This is a genomic window from Kitasatospora sp. NPDC048407 (assembly GCF_043200475.1).
Taxonomy (GTDB): domain Bacteria; phylum Actinomycetota; class Actinomycetes; order Streptomycetales; family Streptomycetaceae; genus Kitasatospora.
Window position 1 is genome coordinate 237,661 of the sequence record NZ_JBICXW010000003.1, and the last position, 21,831, is coordinate 259,491.

Below are 21,831 nucleotides of genomic sequence, written 5' to 3' on the forward strand. Positions count from 1 at the left end.
TGCGCCGCCATGTCTTGACACCCGCCCCCGCGACCCAGCAACCTTCCGGCATGCCAAGTGTGGGAGCGCTCCCACACTGTAGCCGGAATCAGCGCACGAAGAACATCCCGGACCCACCACCCGGACAGAGGAGTTCACCCCCATGCGCACCACCTCCCGCCCCCACAGAGCCGCCGTCCTCGCCACCGCCGTGCTGGCCGCCTCCGCCCTGCTCCTCACGGCCTGCTCGTCCGGCACGGACCAGGCCGGCAGTAGCGACGCCAATGCGAAGGTCACCCTGACCGTCGGCGACTTCGGCACCTTCGGCTACAAGGAGGCCGGCCTGTACGACGAGTACATGGCCGCGCACCCGAACGTCACGATCAAGTACGACACCGTCCAGGACGGCCAGAAGTACTGGGACGCGCTGACCACGCACCTGGCGTCCGGCAGCGGTCTGGCCGACATCCAGGCGGTCGAGGTCGGGTACATCGCGCAGGCCGCCAACACGCTGGGCGACAAGTTCGTGGACCTCGGCAAGGCCGACGGCGTCGACCCGGCCAACTGGCTGGGCTGGAAGGCGAAGCAGGCCACCACCGCGAAGGGCGCACTGATCGGTCTGGGCACCGACATCGGCCCGATGGCGATCTGCTACCGCACCGACCTGTTCCAGCAGGCCGGCCTGCCCACCGACCGCGCCGAGGTGGGCAAGCTGTGGGCCGGTGACTGGTCGAAGTTCGTCGAGGCGGGCAGGAGCTACCAGTCGAACGCCCCGGCGGGCACGTTCTTCACCGACTCCGCGTCCGGCCTGTTCAACGCCGCGCTGTCGGCCGAGCCCCAGCAGTACTCGGACGCCGACGGCAAGTTGGTCTACAAGACCAGCCCGGGCGTCAAGAAGGCCTGGGACCTGGCGGTCTCCGCCTCGCAGGCGAAGATCAGCGCCGGTCTGCGGCAGTTCCAGGACCCGTGGAACGCCGCGTTCGCGAACGCCAAGTTCGCCACCGTGGTCTGCCCGTCCTGGATGACCGGCATCATCAGCAAGTACTCGGGCGACTCGGGCAAGGGCAAGTGGGACGTCGCGGCCCCGCCGCTCGCCTCGAACTGGGGCGGCGCGTTCCTGACCGTCCCGAAGGCCGGCAAGCACACCAGGGAGGCCGCCGCGCTGGCCGCCTGGCTGACCGCGCCGGAGCAGCAGGCGAAGGTGTTCACCAAGGTCGGCAACCTGCCGTCCACCGTGGGCGGCCTGCAGCAGCCCGCCGTCCAGGGCGCCAAGGCCGAGTACTTCAACAACGCCCCGACCGGCCAGATCTTCGCCACCACCGCGCAGACCGTCACGCCGGCGCCGATCGGTGAGCAGGACGGCAACGCGAAGACGATCATCACCGACAACGGCGTCCTCGACATCGAGGAGCACGGCACCGACCCGGCCAAGGCGTGGAGCAACGTCACCAAGCTGGTCGACGACAAGGTCGGCCACTGACCCGGTCGCCGTCCCGGTCACCGACTGCCCGGCCGGGTCCGCCCACCCGGCCGGGCGCTGTTCCGCCGCCGCCCGCCACCCCGGGAAGGAAAACCCCCGTGGCCACCAACGCCACCCCGGCGCGCCCCGCCTGGCGCTCCCGCCTGTACCGGCTCGACCTGAAGGCCTCGCCGTACGCCTTCATCGCCCCGTTCTTCCTCTGCTTCGCCGCGTTCGGCCTGTTCCCGCTGATCTGGACGGGTTGGCTGTCGCTGCACTACGTCGACCTGCTGAAGCCGGACGTGCTGGAGTGGAAGGGCCTCGACAACTACACCCGGCTGTGGTCCAACGACCAGTTCTGGACGGCGCTGCGCAACACCTTCACGATCGGGGTGATCTCCACCGTCCCGCAGCTGCTGATGGCGCTGGGGCTCGCCCACCTGCTGAACTACCGGATGCGGGCCCGCGGTTTCTTCCGGGTCGCGGTCCTCGCCCCGTACGCCACCTCGATCGCCGCCGCGACCCTGGTGTTCGTCCAACTGTTCAACCCGGACTACGGGTTCATCAACTGGGTGCTGGACGCGGTCGGCATCCACCACACCAACTGGTACGCCGACACCTGGCCCTCGCAGATCGCCATCTCCACCATCGTCGCCTGGCGCTGGACCGGCTACAACGCGCTGATCTACCTGGCCGCCATGCAGGCGGTGCCGAAGGACCTGTACGAGGCGGCGAGCCTGGACGGGGCGAACCGCTGGCAGCAGTTCACCCGGATCACCGTCCCGTCGATCCGGCCGACCATCCTGTTCACCGTCATCGTCTCCACCATCGGCGCCACCCAGCTGTTCGGCGAGCCGCTGCTGTTCGGCGGCGGGGTGGGCGTCTCCGGCGGCTCCGCGCACCAGTTCCAGACGCTGAGCCTGTACATGTACGAACTGGGCTGGCCGTCCCGCCAGTTGGGGCGGGCCTCGGCGGTGGCCTGGACGATGCTGCTGATCCTGCTGATGATCGGCCTGGTGCAGTTCCTGATCGCCCGTTACCGCAAGCGCCACGAATCGGGAGGCTGAGATGGCCGCCACTCTGTCCTCACCCTCCGCGCGCAGAAGCCTGTTCCGGCGCGGGGCCGGCGACCACGACAAGGCCGGCCCGGTGGCCTACCTGCTGCTGGCCGTTGCCGCGGTGGTCTCGCTGTTCCCGCTGTACTGGACGTTCGTCGCGGCCTCGCACACCGGCGAGCGGGTGGCCCAGTCGCCGCCGCCGATGGTGCCCGGCGGCCGGCTGTGGGCGAACATCACCACCGCCTGGGAGCAGGCCGACATGGGCACCGCGCTGCTGAACTCCACTGTGGTGGCGGGGTGCGTCGCGCTGTCCACGGTGCTGTTCTCCACACTGGCCGGTTTCGCCTTCGCCAAGCTGCGCTTCCGCGGCCGGAACGCGCTGCTCACCCTGGTGGTCGCCACCATGACGATCCCACCGCAGCTCAGCGTGATCCCGCTGTACCGGATCATCACGAAGCTGGACTGGGGCAACCACCTGCAGTCGGTGATCCTGCCCTCGCTGGTGGCCGCGTTCGGGGTGTTCTTCATGCGTCAGTTCCTGTCCGAGGCACTGCCGTTCGAGCTGATCGAGGCGGCCCGGGTGGACGGCGCGCACAGCCTGCGGATCATCTGGCACGTGGTGTTCCCGGTGGCCCGGCCCGCGATGGCGGTGCTCGGCATGCTGGTGTTCGTCCAGTCCTGGAACGACTTCTTCTGGCCCTTCGTGGTCCTCACCCAGCAGAACCCGACCGTGCAGGTCGCGCTGTCGGCGATCGGCGGCGGCTCCGGCCACGACATCAACCAGGCCGTGATCATGACCGGCGCACTGGTCGGCACCCTGCCGCTGCTACTGATCTTCGCCGTTCTGGGGAAGCACATTGTCGGCGGGATCACGTCCGGCGCCGTCAAGAGCTGACTCTCCGGAAGACCCCGGCACACCCGCCCCGTCCCCTCCTCAGCCATGGGAGCGCTCCCGAATGACCATGACCGATCCGTCCACCGCCGCCGCCCACACCGCCGGGGCCCCCGGGGTCTCCTTCCCGCCCGGCTTCGCCTGGGGCGCGGCCACCGCGGCCTACCAGATCGAGGGCGCCGCGGCCGAGGACGGCCGCACCCCCTCCATCTGGGACGTCTTCAGCCACACCCCCGGCAAGGTCCTGAACGGCGACACCGGGGACGTCGCGGTGGACCATTACCACCGCTTCCGCGAGGACGTCCGGCTGATGGCCGACCTCGGCCTCACCTCGTACCGGTTCTCGCTGTCCTGGCCGCGGATCCAGCCCACCGGCCGCGGCCCCGCCGTCGAACGCGGACTCGACTTCTACCGGGCCCTGGTCGACACCCTGCTCGAACACGGCATCGCCCCCGTCGCCACCCTCTACCACTGGGACCTCCCGCAGGACCTGGAGGACGCCGGCGGCTGGCCGGTCCGCGAGACCGCCCACCGCTTCGCCGAATACGCGGCGCTCGCCGCCCGCGCGCTCGGCGACCGGGTGCCGCTCTGGAGCACCTTCAACGAGCCCTGGTGCAGCGCCTTCCTCGGCTACGGCTCCGGCGTCCACGCCCCCGGTCGCACCAACCCCGCCGACGCGCTCAAGGCCGCCCACCACCTCAACCTCGCCCACGGCCTGGCCGTCGGCACGCTGCGCGAACTGCTGCCCGCCACCGCGCAGATCGCCGTCTCGCACAACCTGCACCTGGTCCGCCCGCTCACCGACAGCGCCGAGGACCGGGAGGCGGCCCGCCGGATCGACGCGGTCGGAAACCGGATCTGGACCGGCCCGCTGTTCAACGGCGGCTACCCCGCCGACCTACTCGCCGACACCGCCGCCATCGTCGACTGGGACGAACTGGTCCGGCCCGGCGACCTCGCGGAGATCGGCCGGCCGATCGACCTGCTCGGCCTCAACTACTACACCCCGACCGTCGTTTCGGCCCTCCACAAGGACACCGAGTCCGCGGAACCCACGCACAACGGCGGCCACGGCGACAGCGCGCACAGCCCCTGGCCCGGCGCCGAGGACGTGCGCTTCCACCTCGCCAACGACGACGTCACCGCGATGGGCTGGCCGATCGACGCCACCGGCCTGTCCGAGTCGCTGATCGGCATGCACCGCGACTTCGGCCTGCCGCTGATGGTCACCGAGAACGGCGCCGCGTACGAGGACGTGGTCGGCCCGGACGGCACGATCGACGACCCGGAACGGATCCGCTACCTCCAGCTGCACCTCGCCGCGGTGGCCGACGCGATCGCCGCCGGCGCGGACGTCCGCGGCTACTACCTCTGGTCGCTGCTGGACAACTTCGAGTGGGCGTACGGCTACAGCAAGCGCTTCGGCATCGTGCACGTCGACTACGAGACCCAGCGGCGCACCCCCAAGTCCAGCGCCCGCTGGTACGCGGAGGTGATCCGGCGCGGGGGGCTCGGCTGAACCCTCATCGACCGCCACCCGATGTGACGGCGTGTGAGCGACGGGCGTGACCGGCGGGGGTCCCGCTCGTTCTCACCTGGTGTGCGAACCAATCACGTGAAACGACCGCGACGTTCGGACACCCCCCGGCAACGGTGGGGCCGGCCCCGGGCACTGGCGGCGGGCGGGGTGCTCGCCGCCCAGATACTGGGCCTGGCCCTCAACGCCACCGACGCCCGCGCCACCGGGACCGGCCCCGCCACCCGCACCCTCACCCCCGGGCCGGCCGTCCCCGCCGCCGCCGAACGCGGGCTGGCCCCCACACTGAACGGTGCGGTCGGCGAACTCGACGCCGTCCTGCAGCGCGAACTCCCGCTCCCCGGCCAGGCCAACGGCCCCGACGCCTTCGCCATCGCCGCCCGCCTGCTCTCCACCGTCCCCTCGCAGGCCCGCCCCGAGGACGACCGCGCCTCCCGCGAACGACCCGTCGAACCCGCCGCCAAGGCCCCGGCCCCGCGCACCCCCGACGACCCCGCCGCCGAGGCCACCCCGCTCCCCACCCGCCGGCACGTCGACAACCTCACCACCACCCGCGACCGACTCCCCCCACCCCCCGACCCCACCCCCGAGCACGACGCCGCCCTCAGCCTCACCGCCTCCCCCGCCGACCCCGACGACAACGGCTCCACCGCCGCCGTCCTCCTCCCCATCGCCGCCGGCCTCCTCCTCACCGCCGCCGCCACCTACAAACACCGCGGCCTCCCGCGAGGACACTGACCGTTTCCCCACTCAACCGGTGTCGCCGACCAGCGCCGACAGAGACAACGGAGGCACTGCATTCGTCGGCGACGAAGGGAGGCAGGAAGGATCATGAGCGTTGCCACTTCCGATCACTACGGGCCGTGGACGGTCGAGGACGTCCTGGCACTGCCCGAGGACACCCGCCATCGCATCGAGCTTGTCGGGGGTGCGCTGCTGATGAGCCCGAACCCCGGTGTTCCGCACCAGCGGGCGAGTTTCCGTCTGGCGATGCTCCTGCATGCCGCAATCGCCGCGGCAGGCGCGCCGTTCGAGGTGCTGGAGGCCGTCAACGTCCTCGTCCCGGACGGCCTGCTGATCCCCGACCTGGTCGTCGTCGATGCCGCTGCGGCCGCCGAAGCCGGTGCCACCCTGCACGCGGACGATGTCGTGGTGGCCATCGAGATCGCGTCCCCGTCCACCCTGGTCATCGACCGCAGGACGAAGCCCAGCCTCTGCGCGGCAGCGGGCATTCCCCACCACTGGCGTCTCGACCTCGCCCCCGCGCCGCGCCTGCACCTCGGGCGGCTGGACCACGGCGACTACCTCGACCGCACCGTCCAGCCCGGCGAGAGCATCGCCCTCACCGAGCCGTTCCGGCTAGATCTGGACCTGGCCGTGCTGGTGCGCTGACCGCCCGTCAACCGGTCAGCCGAAGGCCTTCGGGGGTGGGGCCGGGGAGCGGACGGCTTCGGTGTCGGGGACGGGGGTGGCGCCGGCCAGGAAGTCGGTGAGGTCGCGGGCGTGGAGGAGGCGGGCCTGGGCGGGGTCGGCGGCGAGGCGGCGGGTGAGGTCGGTGAGCGGCAGGGGGGTGTGGGCGGCGGCCAGGACGAGGTTGCCGAAGCGTTTGCCGCGCAGGACGGCGGGGTCGGCGATCAGGCAGACCTCGGGGAAGACGGCCAGCAGGGTCGCGGCCTGGGCGCGGGCGAAGGCGAGTTGGCCGCCGTCGGTGATGTTGGCGGTGTAGCGGCCGGTGCCGGTGAGGGCGCGGGCGGCGAGCTGGGCGAATTCGACGGTGGCGCAGTGGGCGGGGACCCGGGCTCCGGCGAAGACGTCGGCGATCACCAGGTCGGTGGAGCCCTCGGGGGTGCGGTCCAGGACGGCGCGGGCGTCGCCGCCGCGGACCCGGATCTGCCAGGTGCGGTCGAGCGGCAGTTCGGTGCGGACGAGTTCGGTGAGCGCAGTGTCGATCTCGGCGACCTGCTGCCGGGAGCGTGGCCGGGTGGCGGCCGTGTACCGGGCCAGGGTGAGCGCGCCGCCGCCGAGGTGGAGCACGGATATCGGCTGCCGGGCGGGGGCGGCGAGGTCTATCAGGTGGCCGATCCGCCGCTGGTACTCGAAGCCGAGGTGGGTGGGGTCGGCGAGGTCGACGAGTGACTGCGGGGCGCCGTCGAGGACGAGCTGCCAGGCGTGCGGCCGGTCGCGGTCGGGGCGCAGTTCGGCGGTGCCGGAGGCGACGGCGACGGTCAGCGGGCCGTCGGTGTGTGCGCGGCCGGGGACGGCGGGGGCGGGGTTGGTACGTGAGCGGCCCATAGGCCCATTATCCGATGATCACCCAAACCATGACCGCGGAGAACGAGGGGCCGCACCGGAACCGGCTCAGAGCGGGCCCAGGCCACCCGCCGTGAGCGTGGTGGCCGCTTCGCAGAGCGCCGAGCGGAGCACCCACGCGTCGGTGGGGCGGGCGCAGGGCTGGGCGCCGGCGGGCGGGATGATCCAGCGCGGGTCGGTGGGCGGCAGCAGGTCGGCCCCGGGGGTACAGGTCGAACCGGGCAGGTGCCAGCGCAACGCGGTACCGGCCGGGACCAGAAAGGCGATCGCCGAGCCGCCGGAGCTCTGCTGAACGGCCCCGCACGCCCGCCGCAGCCGGAGGATGTCGACCGCTTCGAGCCCGTGCCGGACCTGCACCGTCACCGTGTCGTACTGCGCGACCCTCCCGGTGACTCCCCCGCCGGGCCCGGCGCCGGTACAGGCCGAGACGGCCGACGGGACGGGCAGCACGGCGGAGGCGGGCAGCACGGCGGGGGCAGCCGGGCGGCGGTACTGGGGAACTCCGGTGGCCATGGGGGACCTCCTGTCACCTGGGGTCGCGTGAACGCCGGGTGGTGCTCCGCCACCTGGTCGGGCGGCGGGGGCCGGTACGGGAGGGGGCCCGTACCGCCGGCGTCCATGTATCAGGACAACGCGCGACCACCCGTCCAGGCCACGGCTTCCTTTACGGCAAGCCATGGCATTTCATGGCGGAACGCGGCAACTGCGTCCGTATTGTCCATAATTGACCCGACCTGGCCCGGCAACTCGCCGTGTACGCCGAGTAACTACGGGTACTGTCGTGGCGACGCGACGGCCCTCACCCCGAGACCGGCGCGACCGCGCCGGTACGACCTCGGAGTGCAGCATGGCAGCCACGCGGACCGGCGGGCCCCGGCCTGCGACCGTCCCCAACCAGGCGATGCGGGAGCTACGGGGCGATCTCTCACCGAGGGAGTTCGCCACGCTGGTCCGCCGGGCCGCCCGGGAGATCGGCGAGCACGTGTCCTGCGACGCGCGCTACGTCGGGCGGGTCGAGGCCGGCGAGATCCGCTGCCCCAACTACGCCTACCAGCGGGTGTTCCGGCACATGTGGCCGGGCAAGTCGCTGGCGGACCTCGGGTTCGCCCCGCGCAAGACGGTCCGCCGCCGCCCGCCGAACACCGGTCCGAACACCGGTCCGGCCGTCGAATCGACGGCCGGACCGGCCGGCCACCCGGCCGCCGGACCCAACACGCAACCATCCAGCGATCCGGCCGCCGGACCTGCCACCCCGGCGGGCCCGCCGGACCTGTCGCACCGGCCCGACGAGGAGGACGACGACATGCTTCGCCGTACATTCCTGAACGGCTGCCCCGTCGCGGTGGCGGCCGCGCTCGGCACGGACCAGTCACCGGCCTCGGCGGCCGCGCCGCCCCAGGCCCCGACCCTGCCCGCCCCACCGCTGTCCGAGCGCCGCCGGGTCGGCGCGGCCGAGGTGAACGGCGTCGAGCAGGCCGTCCGCGACATCCGGCTGCTGGACGACGTGCAGGGCGCGGACGCCCTGTTCGAACTGGCCGGCCAGTCGCTGCGCAGCGCCTACGTGCTGCTCAACGACGGCGAGTACAACGCCGAGACCGAACGCCGGCTCCAGCGCGGCGCGGGTGAACTCGCCATCTCGGTGGGGTGGTTGGCGCACGACTCGAACCGACTGATGGACGCCAGGCCGTTCTACTCGGAGGCGCTGGCGACCGCCCGGATGTCCCAGGACACCGCCCTGGAGGCGCACGTCTTCAGCAACAGCTCCTTCCTGGCCCGGGACTCCGGCCTCCCCCGGGAGGCGCTGCGGACGGCGCAGGCCGGGCAGGCCGCGGCCGCCGGGCTGGGCTCGGAGCGGCTGCTGTCGTTGCTGACGCTGCGCGAGGCGAGCGCCTGGGCGCTGCTCGGCGACCGGGGGGCCTGCCACCAGGCGCTGTCCCGGGCGTACGCCCTGTTCGACCGCGGGCCGCGGGACGCCGACCCGGAGTGGATGTCCTTCTTCGGGGAGGCGGAACTGGCCGGCCAGGAGGCGCAGTGCTGGTCGGCGCTCGGCGAGTTCGGGCGGGCGAGCACCCGGGCCGAGCAGGCGGTCGGGCTGCAGCACCCGCACTTCGTCCGCAACCGGGCGCTGTACATCGCCGAGTTGGCGCACGACCGGCTGGGCCGGGGCGATCTGGCGGGCGCCGCCGTGCAGGGGACGGAGGCGGTGGGGATGCTCGGCCAGGTCCGCTCGGCGCGGATCCGCGGCATGCTGGCGCACACCGCGGACCGCCTGCGCGGGCACTCCTCCGTCGCGGAGGTGCGGGAGTTCCTGGAGACCTACGACGGCACCGTGGCGGCCTGACTCACCGTCGGGCCGCTAGGGTCTGTCCGGCCACCTCGCGGAGACCGTCAGGCCTTCTCGAGGTGGCTGTGGTCGTTCCAGATCTCGACGGCGGGCAGCCCGTACTCCCAGGACAGCACGGAGAGCGAGGCGGTGCCGAGCTTGAAGCGCTGCGCGTACTCGGGGGGAAGACCGAGCCAGCGGGCGGTGAGGATGCGCAGCAGGTGGCCGTGGGCGAACAGCACGACCTCGCAGTCGGCGCAGTGCATCGTCGTGGTGTCGGCGTCGGGGACGCCGTGCCGCCCGTTGAGTTCGGCGAGGAAGGAGTCGACCCGGGCGGCCACCTCGGAGAGCTTCTCGCCGCCGGGCACGCCGTCGCGCCAGATCAGCCAGCCGGGGTGGTCGGTGGCGCGGATGTCGACGCCGGTGCGGCCCTCGTACTGGCCGTAGTCCCACTCCAGCAGTTCGGGGCGGTCCACGGCGCGGTCGCCGAAGCCGGCGAGTTCGGCGGTCTCGCGGGCGCGGGAGAGCGGGCTGGTGTAGACGGCGGCGGTGGGCAGGCCGTGCCACGGGGCGCGGCCGAGGCGCTCGCCGAGGGCGCGGGCCATGTCACGGCCTGCGTCGGTGAGCGGGATGTCGGTGCGGCCGGTGTGCTGACCGGTGGCCGACCAGGCGGTCTCGCCGTGGCGGACCAGCACGATACGGGCGGGCATGGGGCTACCTCATTCGACGTGGGCGCGAAGGGAGCGCGGGAGCTTCGAGGACTGCGGTGCGCGGCCGCGCCGTTGCGGACCACCGGTCCCATGATCCCCCACCGGACCGGTCGGATCGAGCGACCGGCTCCGCTTTGTCGGCACCGGATGCGAGACTGGGCCGCACCATGAACGTCTCGCACTTGGGGCAGGCTTCCCCGTCGCTCCGGCGGCTCTCCGAGCTGCGCGGCCCCGCGCCGCAGCGCAGTCTCGATGCCCGGGCCCTCGCCGCACTCGCCGCCAATCCCGGATGCCGCCGCCGCGCGCTGCTGGATGCCGCGGGGGTGGACAAGACCGCGCTGGCCGACCGGCTGGGCCGGCCCGCGCCGTTCGGCCAGTCGCCGTTCGCGATCCGCCGCGGCCTCCAGTTCGAGTCCCGGCTGAAGCGGGACGGCTACGCGGTGCTGTTGCAGCCGCTGCGCCGCCTGCTGGGGGTGCCGGAGGAGGAGGTGGCCTCGCTGGCGGTGCCGGATCTGCTGCCTTCGCAGTCACCCGCGGTGCGCGCGGAGCGGACGTTGGCGGCGCTGGCCGAGGCGTCGGCCGATCCGGCGTCCTGGACGCTGCTGGACCATCCGATGCTGCGGCTGGAGGTGGCGGGCAGCCCGGCGTACCTGGAGCCGGACGCGGTGGTGGTGCACGGCGGCCGGTGCACCGTGGTGGAGATCAAGTCCTTCCCGGTGCTGGACGGTTCGGCCGATCCGGCGAAGGTCGGTGCGGCGGCCCGGCAGGCCGCGGTGTACGTGCTGGCGTTGCAGGAGGCGGCGGCCCGGCTGGCCGGCGCCGAGGCCTCCGCCGATCCTTACGCGACGCAGGAGCTGCCGGGCGCGCCGGAGTTGACGGCGCTGCTGGTCTGCCCGAAGGACTTCTCCAACCGGCCGGTCGCGGTGCCGGTCGATGTGCGGCGCGAACTGTCCACCACCCGGCGTCAGTTGTCCCGGATGACCAGGGTGGAGCAGCTGCTGGAGGCGTTGCCCGAGGGGGTGACGTTCGATCTGGCGCGGGACGATTCGGGTGCGCCGACCCGTCCGGTCGAGGAGTTGACCGAGGCGGTGGCGTCGGTGCCGGCCGCGTACGGTCCGGAGTGCATCTCGACCTGCGAGCTGGGTTTCCACTGCCGGGCGCAGGCCCGCTGCGCGGGTGCGGTGGAGCAGTTGGGCCGCGGGGTGCGCGGGGAGCTGGGTTCGCTGCGCACCGTGGAGGCGGCGCTGGCGGCGGCGGAGCGGGGCGCCGGGGAGGGCCTGGAGCCTTCGATGCTGGCGGAGTTGGGGCTGGACGAGGCGTCCGAGCGGCTGGCGTACGCGGCGCGGCTGCGGGCGGAGGCCTTGGCGGCCGGGGGCGTGCGGCTCGGAGGCGTGCGGTGAGTCTGCTGTCGACGCTGGCGCGGCTGGAGGCGGTGCGCGGTCAGCGGGCGGAGCCGGTGGCGACGGTGCTGCACCGCCGGCTGTCGGAGCGTCCGATGGTGCTGGTGCCGTTGGCGGCGGCGGGTGAGGCGGGTGCGCCGCTGGCGGTGCTGCTCGGCACGGACCGGGACGCGCCGCGGCTGCATCTGGTGCCGCAGCCGCTGAACCGTTCGCAGCGTTCGGAGTTCCTGGCGGCGATGGCGGCGGACGTGGTGCCGTACCTGGAGTCGTTCGGCGAGCAGGTGGAGCTGCTGGAGGGTTCGGAGAAGGACCCGGTGAGCGGCGAGAAGCTGCCGGTGGTGCGGGAGTTGTGCGTGGACGCGCCGCAGCTGATCGTGCCGAACGCGGCGGGGGTGGCGCATCTGGCGCTGCTGGGGCGTTCGACCCGGTTCCGCCGTACGGCGGAGGACCCGGAGCCGGGCGAGTATCCGGCGCCGACCCGGGTTCCGCTGCTGGGGCGGTGGTTGACGCATCTGACGGACCGGGCGCAGGTGCCGGGTTCGTCGATGCTGCTGGCGATGACGGGGCTGTTGGCGCGGCACTGGGCGACGGGTCAGTCGAACCTGGAGGACCAGCACCTGGCGGCCCGGCTGGCCTGGCACCTGCCGCCGGCGGGTCTGGAGCCGGCGGCCACGGGTGCGGCGGCCGCGGAGTGGGTGGAGTCGGCGCGCGACGCGGACGGTCTGCTGGTGCATCCGCCGGCCGGTCCGGCGACGGATCCGCGGTTCGACGAGCAGGTGCTGGCCCCGGCGATCCTGCGGCACGACGCCGCGGTGGCGGTGTGGGAGCGGGCCGGGGCCGCGCGGGACGCGAAGGAGGAGCGGCGCGCGGCGGGGCTGATCGAGCAGGCCCGGGCGGAGCTGTCCCGGGTGCTGCTGGCGGCGACGCTGCCGACCTGGCACGACGTGTGGCGCGGCCTGGATCTGCTGCGGGAGCTGCCGCCGGCCGGTCATCTGCCGGACCGCTGGGAGGGCGACCGCTGGTCGTTCACCATGCACCGGGACCGGGTGGCGGCGGGTGAGCCGCCGCAGCCGCGCCGGGACGACGCGGTGACGGCGGCCCGCAAGCTGGCGCAGCGCGAGCGGGAGCAGGCGAAGCTGGAGATCCAGGAGGCGCTGGACGATCCGCTGGCGATGGCGGAGCGCCGGCTGGCGGGCGAGGCGTTCACCGGCGAGGTGGTGGACGTGGTGCCGGAGTGGTCCGAGGGCCGCTCGCCGAAGCCGCGTCCGCTGCTGGTGGTGAGCACGGGCGACCGTCCGCATGCGGATCCGGGCCGTGAGGTGTACCGGGCGCACGCGGAGCCGGCGCAGCGGGCGGAGATCGTGTCGTCGGCGCCGGGCGAGGTGGTGGTGCGGCTGCTGTCGGGGATGGGCCGGCGGAAGGATCCGGAGCCGGGCAGTGTGCCGGCGGTGGGCGACCAGGTGGTGTTCACGCTGTTCGAGCTGACGCCGCGCCAGTCGGCGCCGTTGCCGGAGCCGGCGGACACTCCGTGGACGCACGGCGGTCCGCCGGTGGTCGGCGAGGATTCACCGGCCGGTGCGGACGAGTGGGAATGACGTACGGATGAGTTTCTCTGGAGAGCCGGTGACCAACCCCCTGGACGCCCCGGGCGCGTTGTCGCCGGGCGAGGCCGCGGACCGTGCCGTCGCGGGGATCCTGGACGCGGTGGTGCGGCCGCGGCCGGGTGCCCCGCGCGGGGTGGTGGTGGATTCGCCGCCGGGTGCGGGCAAGTCGACGCTGGTGGTGCGGGCGGCCCGGGAGCTGGTGGGTGCGGGCGAGCGGCTGATGATCGTCGCGCAGACCAACAGCCAGGTGGACGACCTGGTGGACCGGTTGGCGTCGAAGGCCCCCGGCATGTCGATCGGCCGGTTGCACGCGAGCGATTCGAAGCCTGCTCCGGAGGCGCTGCGGCACCAGAACGTCACGGCCAGGGACAAGGTCGCGGACCTGCTGGAGCAGGACGTGGTGATCTCCACGGCGGCGAAGTGGCAGTGGGTGAAGACCGAGCAGCCGTGGCGGCAGGCGATCGTGGACGAGGCGTACCAGATGCGTTCGGACGCGTTGCTGGCGGTGGCCCGGCTGTTCGAGCGGGCGCTGTTCGTGGGTGATCCGGGCCAGTTGGACCCGTTCACGGTGGTGGGCACCGACCAGTGGGCGGGCCTGTCGTACGACCCGTCGAGCTCGGCGGTGGTGACGCTGCTGGCGCACAATCCGGCGATCCGGCCGCACCGGCTGCCGGTGTCGTGGCGGCTGCCGGCCTCGGCGGCGCCGTTGATCTCGTCGGCGTTCTACCCGTACACGCCGTTCCGTTCGGGCACCGGCCCGGGTGAGCGGACACTGCGTCCGGGGGTGCGGGCGGACGGTTCGGCGGTGGACGCGGCGATCGACGAGGCGGCGGACAGCGGCTGGGCGCTGCTGGAGCTGCCGGCCCGGCACACGGTGCGGACCGACGCGCAGGCGGTGGCGGCGGTGGCGCAGACGGTGCGGCGGCTGCTGGAGCGGGAGTTGACGGCGGTCTCGGAGCAGGGTTCGGCGCCGTTGACGGCGGGCCGGGTGGCGGTGGGCACGGCGCACCGGGACCAGGCGGCGGCGGTGCGGGCGGAGCTGGCCCGGCTGGGGGTGCCGGTGGATCCGGCGCTGGGCGAGGCGGTGACGGTGGACACCGCGAACCGGCTGCAGGGCCGGGAGTACGACGTCACGGTGGTGCTGCATCCGCTGTCGGGGCGGCCGGACGCGACGGCCTTCCACCTGGAGACGGGGCGGCTGTGCGTGCTGGCGTCCCGGCATCGGCACGCGTGCATCGTGGTGGCGCGGGCGGGCATCGCGGAGCTGTTGGACGAGCATCCGTCGACGGAGCCGGTGCAGCTGGGGGTGGCGGTGAAGTTCCCGGACGGCTGGGAGGCGAACCACGCGGTGCTGGCGCGCCTGTCCGAGCACCGCGTGCGCCTGACGTGACGCGTACCGGCGCGCGGAGGGTGGCGCGCGCCGGTGCGGGGGAATAGCAACCGGGGGCGCACCGTTCCGCTACCTGCGGTCCGCGCGCGACAATGGACGACGGCCGTCTTCCCTTCACCACCCCGGAGGTGCCCCGCCATGCCCGACTCGCACCCGCAGGCGTCCGACCAGAGCGGTACGCCGGTGCCGGCTGCCGTACCGGCCGTGCCGGGGCCTGGCGATCGGGGGCGCCGGATCCGCCCGGCCCAGTTGATCTTCGAGCCGGAGGGCAAGGAGCCCGAGCCGGAGCGTTTCTTCGACCTGGAGTCGATCGCCGATCCGGCCGAACTGCTGTCCCGCTCGACCGAGTTGACGCTGGCGTTCCGCGCCGCTGCGGAGCGCGCCACCGACTTCCAGGCGATCGCCGCGGCCCAGCTCGCCGACCCGCGCCGGTTCGACGCGCTCTCCGCCGAGCAGATCGCCGAGCGCGCCGAGTGGACGCCCGACTACGCGCTGAAGATGGTCGAGTACGGCCGCACCCTGCAGCGCCGCGGTCTCGAGGAGTAGCCGCCTCCAGGCCGCTGGCATATGCGGCGGGCGATGGTACGCCCTCGCCGCCGCCGATGTGCGGTGAACGCGGTTTTCGCCGCGGCCCCGGGCGTGGCCGGTCCACGCTGGGCGGGTGGACATCTGGACCTATCAATCCGTCGAGTACGTCAGCGTCGCCGGGGAGGCGTGGCTGGCCTCCGCCAGCGAGTACCCGAGCAGCATGCGCGCGCTGTGGGAGGCCCGTCCGTGGGCGCCCGCCGTCCTGCCGTGCGGCCGGGCCTTCGACGTGATCAGCATGCCGGCGGTGTTCGGCCGCCGGGTGCTCGACGAACTGTGGGCGTCCGGACCGGGCTGCGGCCCGGTGGCCGGCTTCCGCGGCCGCGTCCTGCTGTTCGCGCAGCCGGGCACGGCGGCCCGGCTGCGCACCCTGCTGGCCTGGGAGGAGTGGGCCCGGGACGTCCCGCCGCTGCTCTGCCACGGCATCGGCGACGCGGTGACGGTGCCCCCGGTCCAGCGGGCGGTGGACTCCACCGACACGGCCGGCGGCCGCTGGATCGTCGCCCCGGACACCCGCGAGCCCTGGCTGCCCGGCGCGTCCGTGGTGCTGTGGGCCTGCGTCCGCGCCGCCCGTGCTCACGCGGGCGACCCGCTGCCGAACGCCCGCTGAACCCCGGGTGCCCGGCGCACGGCACTCCTGGCGGAAACGGATTTGGGCTCCGGCGCCGGCCGCTGCTAAAGTCTTCCACGTCAGCAAGCGCCGCTAGCTCAGTTGGTTAGAGCAGCTGACTCTTAATCAGCGGGTCCGGGGTTCGAGTCCCTGGCGGCGCACAGACGGTCGAAGGCCCCTCGCGGAAGCGGGGGGCCTTCGGCGTTCCCGGGCCGGGAGGGCGGGGGCCGCCGCCCGGTCGGGTGCGCGTAAAGGGCTGCTAATGTCCCGGTCATGGCGTCCGACGACCTGCATTCCGACTGGGCCGCCTGGCTCGACGCCGAGCTCGCCGAGGCCGAGGCGGCCGCGTTGCGTGCCCATCGGCACGAAGAGCTCCAGCGGCGGCTGCGGCGGGTTTTCACGTGGACGGGGGCGGTGACGTTGGTGGCCGGCCTGGGGTTCGGGCTGGTGTACACGGCGCAGCACGGCCCGGAGCCGCGTCCGGCGGGGCCGACGGCCTCGGTGGCGCCGACCCCCCAGGGCTGACCACGCGGCGCCGACCCCGCGGGGTCAGGGCAGCAGGATCACCGCCAGTCGGCGTGGTCCGTGGACGCCCTTGACCCGGATCATTTCGATGTCGGCGGTGGCGGACGGCCCGCTGACGAAGGTGAGCGGGCGGGTCGGGTCGACTGCGGCGAGCGCGCCGGGCAGTGCGGAGTGCACCTGGGCGGCGCGGACCACGCAGACGTGCAGGTCGGGCAGCAGGGTGGCGGCGCGCCGGCCCTGGCCGGGTCCGCCGTCGAGGACCAGCGTGCCGGATTCGGCGACGGCGGCGGTGCAGGTCGTCAGGACGGCGTCGGTGGCGTCGAGTTGGGCGTTGCTCAGCGGCGGCCGGTCGGCGCGCACCTCGCCGTCCCAGTCGGCCGTCCACTCGTCCGGCAGCCCGGCGGGCACCACCGCGCTCCGGGCGCCTTCGAGCGCCTGGGCCACCGCGGTGCCGATCCGGTCCGCACGCAGCACGGTTGCCCCGTACTCGGTGAGCCGTTCGGTGAACAGGGCGAGCACGGCGGGGCGGTCGGCCTCGTCGAGGCCGGGGGCGTGCCGCAGGTAGTGGCGGGGCTTTTCAGGGACGGGCGGGACGGCGGCGGCGCGGATCCGGCGGAGGATCTCGGTGCGGGCGTCGGTCACTTGGTGTCTCCTTCGGTCCGCTTCCACCAGCTGCGGAAGGACTCCCGGGGGATGGCGGGGAGGGTGCGGCTGTCGGTCCAGCCGCCGAGCGGTCCCGGCAGGCTGATCCGCCGGGGCAGCAGCAGTGGGCCGACCAGTCCGATGCTCTTCACGGCGGCCTTCCAGGCGGCCTGATGTTCCATCACGCCGCCGACGGCGCCGAGCGCGGCGCGTTCCAGGGGGTGCTGTCCGCCGTCGGCGACCTGGGCGCGCAGGTCGAGCAGCACGTCGGTGAAGCGGATCCGCACGGGGCAGACCTCGTTGCAGGCGCCGCACAGGGTGGAGGCGTACGGCAGGGAGGCGGTCTGCGGGTCGTCGAGGCCCTTGAGCAGCGGGTTGAGGATGGCGCCGATCGGCCCGGGGTAGACGGAGCCGTAGGCGTGGCCGCCGGTGCGCTCGTAGACGGGGCAGATGTTCATGCAGGCGCCGCAGCGGATGCAGCGCAGTGCCTGGCGGCCGGTCGGGTCGGCGAGGGCGCGGGTGCGGCCGTTGTCGACCAGGACGAGGTGGAAGGCCGCCGGGCCGTCGCCGTCCGTGGTGCCGGTCCAGGTGGAGGTGTAGGGGGCCATCCGTTCGCCGGTGGCGTTGCGGGCGAGCAGTTGCAGGAAGACTTCGAGGTCCTGCCAGCGGGGGACGGTCTTCTCGATGCCGACGACGGAGATCAGGGTGTCGGCGAGGGTGAGGCACATCCGGCCGTTGCCCTCGGATTCGACGACCACCAGGGTGCCGGTCTCGGCGACCAGGAAGTTGGCGCCGGAGACGGCGACCTTCGCGCCGAGGAACTTCTCCCGCAGGTGCAGCCGGGCCGCTTCGGCGAGTTCGGCGGGCTCGTCGGTGAGCCCGTCGGGTGCGGGGCGGCCGTGCCGGCCCATTTCGCGGACGAAGATGTCGCGGATCTCGCTGCGGTTGCGGTGCAGCGCGGGCACCACCACGTGCGAGGGCAGGTCGTCGCCGAGCTGGACGATGGTGGCGGCGAGGTCGGTCTCCCGGGCGTTGATCCCGGCGGCTTCGAGGGCGGCGTCGAGGCCGATCTCCTCGGTGAGCATCGACTTGACCTTGACGATCTCGCGTTCGCCGGTGGCCCGGACCAGGTCGGTGACGATCCGGTTGGCCTCGGCGGCGTCCCGCGCCCAGTGCACGGTGCCGCCGGCGGCGGTGACCTTCTCCTCCACCTGGAGCAGGTACTCCTCCAGGTTGGCCAGCACCTGGTCCTTGATCGCGGCGGCGGAGTCGCGCAGCGCCTCCCAGTCGGGGCGTTCGGCGGCCAGTACCGCCCGCTTGCCCCGGATGGTGTGCGTGGCGCGGCGCACGTTCTCCCGCAACTGCCGGTTGCCGACCTCGCGTTCGGCGGCCTCGGGGAACGCGGGCCAGCCCAGGAACGACCTCGTCATCGCGCACTCTCCACCACGGGGACGCCGGGCAGCGGCCCGTCCTGTTCGGTCCGGGCCAGGATCTCCACCAGGTGCAGGGTGCGCACCGGGTGGCCGTCCCGGTCGAGCCGGCCGCCGATGTTCATCAGGCAGGAGTTGTCGACGGCGGCCAGCACGGACGCCCCGGTCTCCCGCACGTGCCGGGCCTTGTCGCCGTTCATCGCGCCGGAGACCGCCGGGTTCTTCACCGAGAAGGTGCCGCCGAAGCCGCAGCACTCCTCCTGCGCGGGCAGCTCGACGAAGTCGATGCCCTTGACGGCGCGAAGCAGCCGTTCGGGCCGGTCCCCCAGCCTGGTGGCCCGCAGGCTGTGGCAGGTCGGGTGGTAGGTGACCCGGTGCGGAAAGTACGCGCCGACCTCGGTGACGCCCAGCCGGTCGGTCAGGTACTGCGTCAACTCGACGACCCTGGGCGCGAGTTCGGCGACGGCCCGGGCCAGGCCGGGGTCGCCGGCGGCGGCCGGCGGGTAGGCCTCGGCGGGCATGCCCGCGCAGGACGCCGAGGGCACCACGATCTCCTCGTAGTCGCCGAAGGTGTCCACGAAGTGCCGGGCCAGCTTGGCGGTCTCCTTGCGGTACCCGGTGTTGAAGTGCATCTGCCCGCAGCAGCTCTGGCCGGGCGGGAAGTCCACCTCCACGCCGAGGCGGCGCAGCAGGGTGACGGTGGCGCGGCCGGTGTCGGGGAACAGGGTGTCGCCCAGGCAGGTCACGAACAGGGCGGTCCGGGGGTGAGGGGCGTTCGGGGGCATGCCCGCATCATAGATGCAAGCTTAGATGCAAGAGTGGGATGCGTGGCAGAATGGCGTGGTGACCGAAGCCGAGCCCCAACCCAATGGCACGCAGTCTGCAAACGCACAGTCCACCGCCGAGCGGGCCTACCACCACGTCCGCACCCGACTGCTCGACGGCACCTGGCCGGGCGGCACGCTGCTCTCCGAGGGCGTGGTCGCGCTCGAGCTGGGCCTGTCCCGCACCCCGGTCCGGGAGGCGTTCCTGCGGCTCCAGTCGGAGGGCTTCCTGCGCCTGTACCCCAAGCGCGGCGCCCAGGTCGTCCCGATCGCCCCGGGCGAGGCCCGGAACGTGCTGGCCGCCCGGGTGCTGTTCGAACGCGCCGCCGTCGACGCCCTCGCCGAACGCGGCCCGGCCGCACTGACGGCCGCCGCCGCCGAACTGCGCGCCGCCTGCGAACACCGCGACCCGCACCCCGTGGAGGCCGGCCGGCACTTCCACCTGACGCTGCTCAGGGCGGCCGGCAACCCCGTCCTGACCTCCCTGTACGAGACCCTGTGGGACCGTCAGATACGCATCTCCGCAGCCGCCACCGCGACCCGCGCGCACGCCGACGAGGACCACGCCGAACACCAGGCACTCGCCGACGCCCTCGCCGTTCCGGACCCGGAACTGGCCCGCGCGCTCATCTCGGCGCACGCGGACTCCCTGCTGGCACGCATCAACTGACACCGAGGGCCCCGGGGAACACTCCCCGGGGCCCTCGTGCGTCAAGTGCCTACTTGCGGCCGCGCAGCTCCCGGTAGCGGGTGACCAGGTTGGCGGTGGAGGCGTCCAGCGCCTCGCCGCCCTGGCCGGTCAGCAGCACCGGCTCGATCTTCTTGGCCAGCACCTTGCCGAGCTCGACGCCCCACTGGTCGAAGGAGTCGATGTTCCAGACCGCGCCCTGGACGAACACCTTGTGCTCGTAGAGGGCGATCAGCTGGCCGAGCACGTGCGGGGTGAGCTCGTCGGCCAGGATGGTGGTGGTCGGGTGGTTGCCGCGGAAGGTCTTGTGCGGGACGAGCTCGGCGGGGACGCCCTCGGCCGCGACCTCCTCGGCGGTCTTGCCGAACGCCAGCGCCTGGGTCTGGGCGAAGAAGTTGGCCATCAGCAGGTCGTGCTGGGCGACCAGGCCGGCCTGCAGGTCGTCGACGGGGCGGGCGAAGCCGAGGAAGTCGGCGGGGATCATCTTGGTGCCCTGGTGCAGCAGCTGGTAGTACGCGTGCTGCCCGTTGGTGCCGGGGGTGCCCCACACCACGGGGCCGGTCTGCCAGTCGACGGGGCGGCCGTCGCGGTCCACCGACTTGCCGTTGGACTCCATGTCGAGCTGCTGGAGGTACGCGGTGAACTTCGACAGGTAGTGCGAGTACGGCAGCACCGCGTGCGCCTGGGCGTCGAAGAACGCGCCGTACCAGACCCCGAGCAGGCCCAGCAGCAGCGGGACGTTCTGCTCGGCGGGCGCGGTGCGGAAGTGCTCGTCGACCAGGCGGAAGCCGGCCAGCATCTCCTGGAAGCGCTCCGGGCCGATGGCGATCATCAGCGACAGGCCGATCGCCGAGTCGTACGAGTAGCGGCCGCCCACCCAGTCCCAGAACTCGAACATGTTGGCGGTGTCGATGCCGAAGTCGGCGACGCCCTGCGCGTTGGTGGACAGCGCCACGAAGTGCTTGGCGACGGCGGCCTCGCCGGTGTCGAGCTGCCCGAGCAGCCAGCTGCGGGCGGCGACCGCGTTGGTGACGGTCTCGATGGTGGTGAAGGTCTTCGAGGCGACGATGAACAGCGTCTCGGCGGCGTCCAGGTCGCGGACCGCCTCGTGCAGGTCGGCGCCGTCCACGTTGGAGACGAAGCGGACCGTCAGGTCGCGGTCGGTGTAGGAGCGCAGCACCTCGTAGGCCATCGCGGGGCCGAGGTCGGAGCCGCCGATGCCGATGTTGACGATGTTGCGGATCCGCTTGCCGGTGTGGCCGGTCCAGGCGCCGGAGCGCACCCGCTCGGAGAAGTCGGCCATCTTGTCCAGGACGGCGTGCACGGCCGGGACGATGTTCTCCCCGTCGACCTCGACGACCGCCTCGCGCGGGGCGCGCAGCGCGGTGTGCAGGACGGCGCGGTTCTCGGTGGTGTTGATCTTCTCGCCGCGGAACATCGCGTCACGCAGCTCGGCGACGCCGGTGGCGGCGGCGAGCTGGCGCAGCAGGTCCAGGGTGCGGTCGGTGACCAGGTGCTTCGAGTAGTCGATGAACAGGTCGCCGACCTGAAGGGTGTAGCGGCTGCCCCGGTCGGGGTCTGCGGCGAACAGCTCGCGCAAGTGCTGGTCGCCGAGCTCGGCCCGGTGCTTCCCCAGGGCGGCCCACTGCGGGGTGCGGTCCAACGGGGTCCGGCCGCTGGCGGGGGTGTCCGACATCGGTTGCTCCTTGGGTCATGCGGTGCCGATACCGGCAGTTCCGGCGGAAAGGGTGACTGGGGCCGGCGGCTGCCTCATCCGTCGTCAGCCATGCCCGGCCCCAACCCTATTCCCTGCGGGTCTCGCTGCCGGGACATCCACCGGCTCGCACGCCGAGCGGTCGACGGAC

21 protein-coding genes and 1 tRNA gene are annotated in these 21,831 nt (G+C 73.2%); 15 read left to right on the forward strand and 7 right to left on the reverse strand.

From position 1 onward, the window contains the following. The first annotated feature begins 142 nt into the window (after positions 1 to 142). The 6 genes from ACGFWJ_RS09135 to ACGFWJ_RS09160 all read left to right on the forward strand — a co-directional run bounded on the left by ACGFWJ_RS09135 (position 143) and on the right by ACGFWJ_RS09160 (position 6,317). Entirely contained in the window at positions 143 to 1,459 is a 1,317-nt protein-coding gene (locus ACGFWJ_RS09135; protein ID WP_392946870.1) for an ABC transporter substrate-binding protein, read from the forward strand. A gap of 98 nt (positions 1,460 to 1,557) precedes the next feature. Next, positions 1,558 to 2,505, forward strand: coding sequence for a carbohydrate ABC transporter permease (locus ACGFWJ_RS09140; protein WP_392946873.1), 948 nt, complete (start codon positions 1,558 to 1,560; stop codon positions 2,503 to 2,505). A 1-nt stretch (position 2,506) separates the two neighbouring features. After that, on the forward strand, positions 2,507 to 3,391 hold the full coding sequence (locus ACGFWJ_RS09145) for a carbohydrate ABC transporter permease (RefSeq protein WP_392946876.1): 885 nt from the start codon (positions 2,507 to 2,509) through the stop codon (positions 3,389 to 3,391). Between the two features lie 61 nt (positions 3,392 to 3,452). Beyond that, positions 3,453 to 4,907, forward strand: coding sequence for a glycoside hydrolase family 1 protein (locus tag ACGFWJ_RS09150; protein WP_392946879.1), 1,455 nt, complete (start codon positions 3,453 to 3,455; stop codon positions 4,905 to 4,907). Positions 4,908 to 5,003: 96 nt separating this feature from the next. After that, positions 5,004 to 5,663: a hypothetical protein gene (locus ACGFWJ_RS09155; protein ID WP_392946882.1), complete on the forward strand. Its 660-nt coding sequence runs from the start codon at positions 5,004 to 5,006 to the stop codon at positions 5,661 to 5,663. Between the two features lie 93 nt (positions 5,664 to 5,756). After that, positions 5,757 to 6,317 (forward strand): Uma2 family endonuclease, encoded by a 561-nt coding sequence (locus tag ACGFWJ_RS09160; RefSeq protein ID WP_392946884.1) that lies wholly within the window; start codon positions 5,757 to 5,759, stop codon positions 6,315 to 6,317. A gap of 15 nt (positions 6,318 to 6,332) precedes the next feature. On the opposite strand, the gene ACGFWJ_RS09165 is transcribed toward ACGFWJ_RS09160, so the two are convergent. Next, a complete protein-coding gene (locus ACGFWJ_RS09165; protein ID WP_392946887.1) occupies positions 6,333 to 7,217 on the reverse strand; it encodes a spermidine synthase in 885 nt (294 codons plus the stop codon). A 66-nt stretch (positions 7,218 to 7,283) separates the two neighbouring features. Beyond that, complete coding sequence (locus ACGFWJ_RS09170; protein WP_387647269.1) at positions 7,284 to 7,748, reverse strand: hypothetical protein; 465 nt, start codon at positions 7,746 to 7,748, stop codon at positions 7,284 to 7,286. A 334-nt stretch (positions 7,749 to 8,082) separates the two neighbouring features. Here ACGFWJ_RS09170 and ACGFWJ_RS09175 point away from each other — a divergent pair, with 334 nt between their 5' ends. Further along, positions 8,083 to 9,576 (forward strand): tetratricopeptide repeat protein, encoded by a 1,494-nt coding sequence (locus ACGFWJ_RS09175; RefSeq protein WP_392946890.1) that lies wholly within the window; start codon positions 8,083 to 8,085, stop codon positions 9,574 to 9,576. Positions 9,577 to 9,623: 47 nt separating this feature from the next. On the opposite strand, the gene ACGFWJ_RS09180 is transcribed toward ACGFWJ_RS09175, so the two are convergent. Next, on the reverse strand, positions 9,624 to 10,268 hold the full coding sequence (locus tag ACGFWJ_RS09180) for a histidine phosphatase family protein (RefSeq protein WP_392946893.1): 645 nt from the start codon (positions 10,266 to 10,268) through the stop codon (positions 9,624 to 9,626). A 167-nt stretch (positions 10,269 to 10,435) separates the two neighbouring features. Between ACGFWJ_RS09180 and ACGFWJ_RS09185 the strand changes: the two genes are divergently transcribed. From ACGFWJ_RS09185 to ACGFWJ_RS09215, 7 genes are all read left to right on the forward strand, one after another. Beyond that, positions 10,436 to 11,668: a hypothetical protein gene (locus ACGFWJ_RS09185; protein WP_387647274.1), complete on the forward strand. Its 1,233-nt coding sequence runs from the start codon at positions 10,436 to 10,438 to the stop codon at positions 11,666 to 11,668. Next, positions 11,665 to 13,263: a hypothetical protein gene (locus tag ACGFWJ_RS09190; RefSeq protein WP_392946896.1), complete on the forward strand. Its 1,599-nt coding sequence runs from the start codon at positions 11,665 to 11,667 to the stop codon at positions 13,261 to 13,263. The genes ACGFWJ_RS09185 and ACGFWJ_RS09190 overlap by 4 nt, the downstream gene beginning before the upstream one ends. Before the next feature lie 7 nt (positions 13,264 to 13,270). Then, on the forward strand, positions 13,271 to 14,662 hold the full coding sequence (locus tag ACGFWJ_RS09195; RefSeq protein ID WP_392946898.1) for an AAA domain-containing protein: 1,392 nt from the start codon (positions 13,271 to 13,273) through the stop codon (positions 14,660 to 14,662). A gap of 138 nt (positions 14,663 to 14,800) precedes the next feature. Next, positions 14,801 to 15,208 carry a hypothetical protein gene (locus ACGFWJ_RS09200; RefSeq protein WP_387647278.1) on the forward strand — a complete coding sequence of 136 codons (408 nt, stop codon included), beginning with the start codon at positions 14,801 to 14,803 and terminating at the stop codon, positions 15,206 to 15,208. Between the two features lie 115 nt (positions 15,209 to 15,323). Continuing rightward, a complete protein-coding gene (locus ACGFWJ_RS09205) occupies positions 15,324 to 15,857 on the forward strand; it encodes a bifunctional DNA primase/polymerase (protein ID WP_392946901.1) in 534 nt (177 codons plus the stop codon). A gap of 87 nt (positions 15,858 to 15,944) precedes the next feature. After that, a tRNA-Lys gene (locus ACGFWJ_RS09210) sits at positions 15,945 to 16,018 on the forward strand. Between the two features lie 112 nt (positions 16,019 to 16,130). Beyond that, a complete protein-coding gene (locus ACGFWJ_RS09215; protein WP_387647283.1) occupies positions 16,131 to 16,382 on the forward strand; it encodes a hypothetical protein in 252 nt (83 codons plus the stop codon). Positions 16,383 to 16,406: 24 nt separating this feature from the next. On the opposite strand, the gene ACGFWJ_RS09220 is transcribed toward ACGFWJ_RS09215, so the two are convergent. Genes ACGFWJ_RS09220 through ACGFWJ_RS09230 form a run of 3 tightly spaced genes read right to left on the reverse strand, consistent with a single transcriptional unit; the run spans position 16,407 to position 19,239 of the window. Further along, a complete protein-coding gene (locus ACGFWJ_RS09220; protein WP_392946904.1) occupies positions 16,407 to 17,024 on the reverse strand; it encodes a lactate utilization protein C in 618 nt (205 codons plus the stop codon). Beyond that, on the reverse strand, positions 17,021 to 18,454 hold the full coding sequence (locus ACGFWJ_RS09225; protein ID WP_392946907.1) for a lactate utilization protein B: 1,434 nt from the start codon (positions 18,452 to 18,454) through the stop codon (positions 17,021 to 17,023). Before ACGFWJ_RS09225 ends, ACGFWJ_RS09220 begins: the two co-directional genes overlap by 4 nt. After that, positions 18,451 to 19,239 carry a (Fe-S)-binding protein gene (locus tag ACGFWJ_RS09230; protein ID WP_392946910.1) on the reverse strand — a complete coding sequence of 263 codons (789 nt, stop codon included), beginning with the start codon at positions 19,237 to 19,239 and terminating at the stop codon, positions 18,451 to 18,453. The genes ACGFWJ_RS09225 and ACGFWJ_RS09230 overlap by 4 nt, the downstream gene beginning before the upstream one ends. Positions 19,240 to 19,297: 58 nt before the next feature. Between ACGFWJ_RS09230 and ACGFWJ_RS09235 the strand changes: the two genes are divergently transcribed. Next, the gene (locus ACGFWJ_RS09235; RefSeq protein WP_392946913.1) at positions 19,298 to 19,948 is read left to right on the forward strand and encodes a GntR family transcriptional regulator; all 651 of its coding nucleotides are present in this window, start codon (positions 19,298 to 19,300) and stop codon (positions 19,946 to 19,948) included. 49 nt (positions 19,949 to 19,997) lie between these two features. On the opposite strand, the gene pgi is transcribed toward ACGFWJ_RS09235, so the two are convergent. Continuing rightward, positions 19,998 to 21,662, reverse strand: coding sequence for a glucose-6-phosphate isomerase (pgi, locus tag ACGFWJ_RS09240; RefSeq protein ID WP_387647296.1), 1,665 nt, complete (start codon positions 21,660 to 21,662; stop codon positions 19,998 to 20,000). Positions 21,663 to 21,831: the final 169 nt, after the last annotated feature.

Excerpts from the sequence above, each read along its gene's own strand:
- ACGFWJ_RS09135 (WP_392946870.1), top strand. The coding sequence starts at position 143 with ATGCGCACCACCTCCCGCCCCCACAGAGCCGCCGTCCTCGCCACCGCC.
- ACGFWJ_RS09145 (WP_392946876.1), top strand. The coding sequence starts at position 2,507 with ATGGCCGCCACTCTGTCCTCACCCTCCGCGCGCAGAAGCCTGTTCCGG.
- ACGFWJ_RS09150 (WP_392946879.1), top strand. The coding sequence starts at position 3,453 with ATGACCATGACCGATCCGTCCACCGCCGCCGCCCACACCGCCGGGGCC.
- ACGFWJ_RS09160 (WP_392946884.1), top strand. The coding sequence starts at position 5,757 with ATGAGCGTTGCCACTTCCGATCACTACGGGCCGTGGACGGTCGAGGAC.
- ACGFWJ_RS09165 (WP_392946887.1), bottom strand. The coding sequence starts at position 7,217 with ATGGGCCGCTCACGTACCAACCCCGCCCCCGCCGTCCCCGGCCGCGCA.
- ACGFWJ_RS09170 (WP_387647269.1), bottom strand. The coding sequence starts at position 7,748 with ATGGCCACCGGAGTTCCCCAGTACCGCCGCCCGGCTGCCCCCGCCGTG.
- ACGFWJ_RS09175 (WP_392946890.1), top strand. The coding sequence starts at position 8,083 with ATGGCAGCCACGCGGACCGGCGGGCCCCGGCCTGCGACCGTCCCCAAC.
- ACGFWJ_RS09180 (WP_392946893.1), bottom strand. The coding sequence starts at position 10,268 with ATGCCCGCCCGTATCGTGCTGGTCCGCCACGGCGAGACCGCCTGGTCG.
- ACGFWJ_RS09185 (WP_387647274.1), top strand. The coding sequence starts at position 10,436 with ATGAACGTCTCGCACTTGGGGCAGGCTTCCCCGTCGCTCCGGCGGCTC.
- ACGFWJ_RS09195 (WP_392946898.1), top strand. The coding sequence starts at position 13,271 with ATGAGTTTCTCTGGAGAGCCGGTGACCAACCCCCTGGACGCCCCGGGC.
- ACGFWJ_RS09200 (WP_387647278.1), top strand. The coding sequence starts at position 14,801 with ATGCCCGACTCGCACCCGCAGGCGTCCGACCAGAGCGGTACGCCGGTG.
- ACGFWJ_RS09215 (WP_387647283.1), top strand. The coding sequence starts at position 16,131 with ATGGCGTCCGACGACCTGCATTCCGACTGGGCCGCCTGGCTCGACGCC.
- ACGFWJ_RS09225 (WP_392946907.1), bottom strand. The coding sequence starts at position 18,454 with ATGACGAGGTCGTTCCTGGGCTGGCCCGCGTTCCCCGAGGCCGCCGAA.
- ACGFWJ_RS09230 (WP_392946910.1), bottom strand. The coding sequence starts at position 19,239 with ATGCCCCCGAACGCCCCTCACCCCCGGACCGCCCTGTTCGTGACCTGC.
- pgi (WP_387647296.1), bottom strand. The coding sequence starts at position 21,662 with ATGTCGGACACCCCCGCCAGCGGCCGGACCCCGTTGGACCGCACCCCG.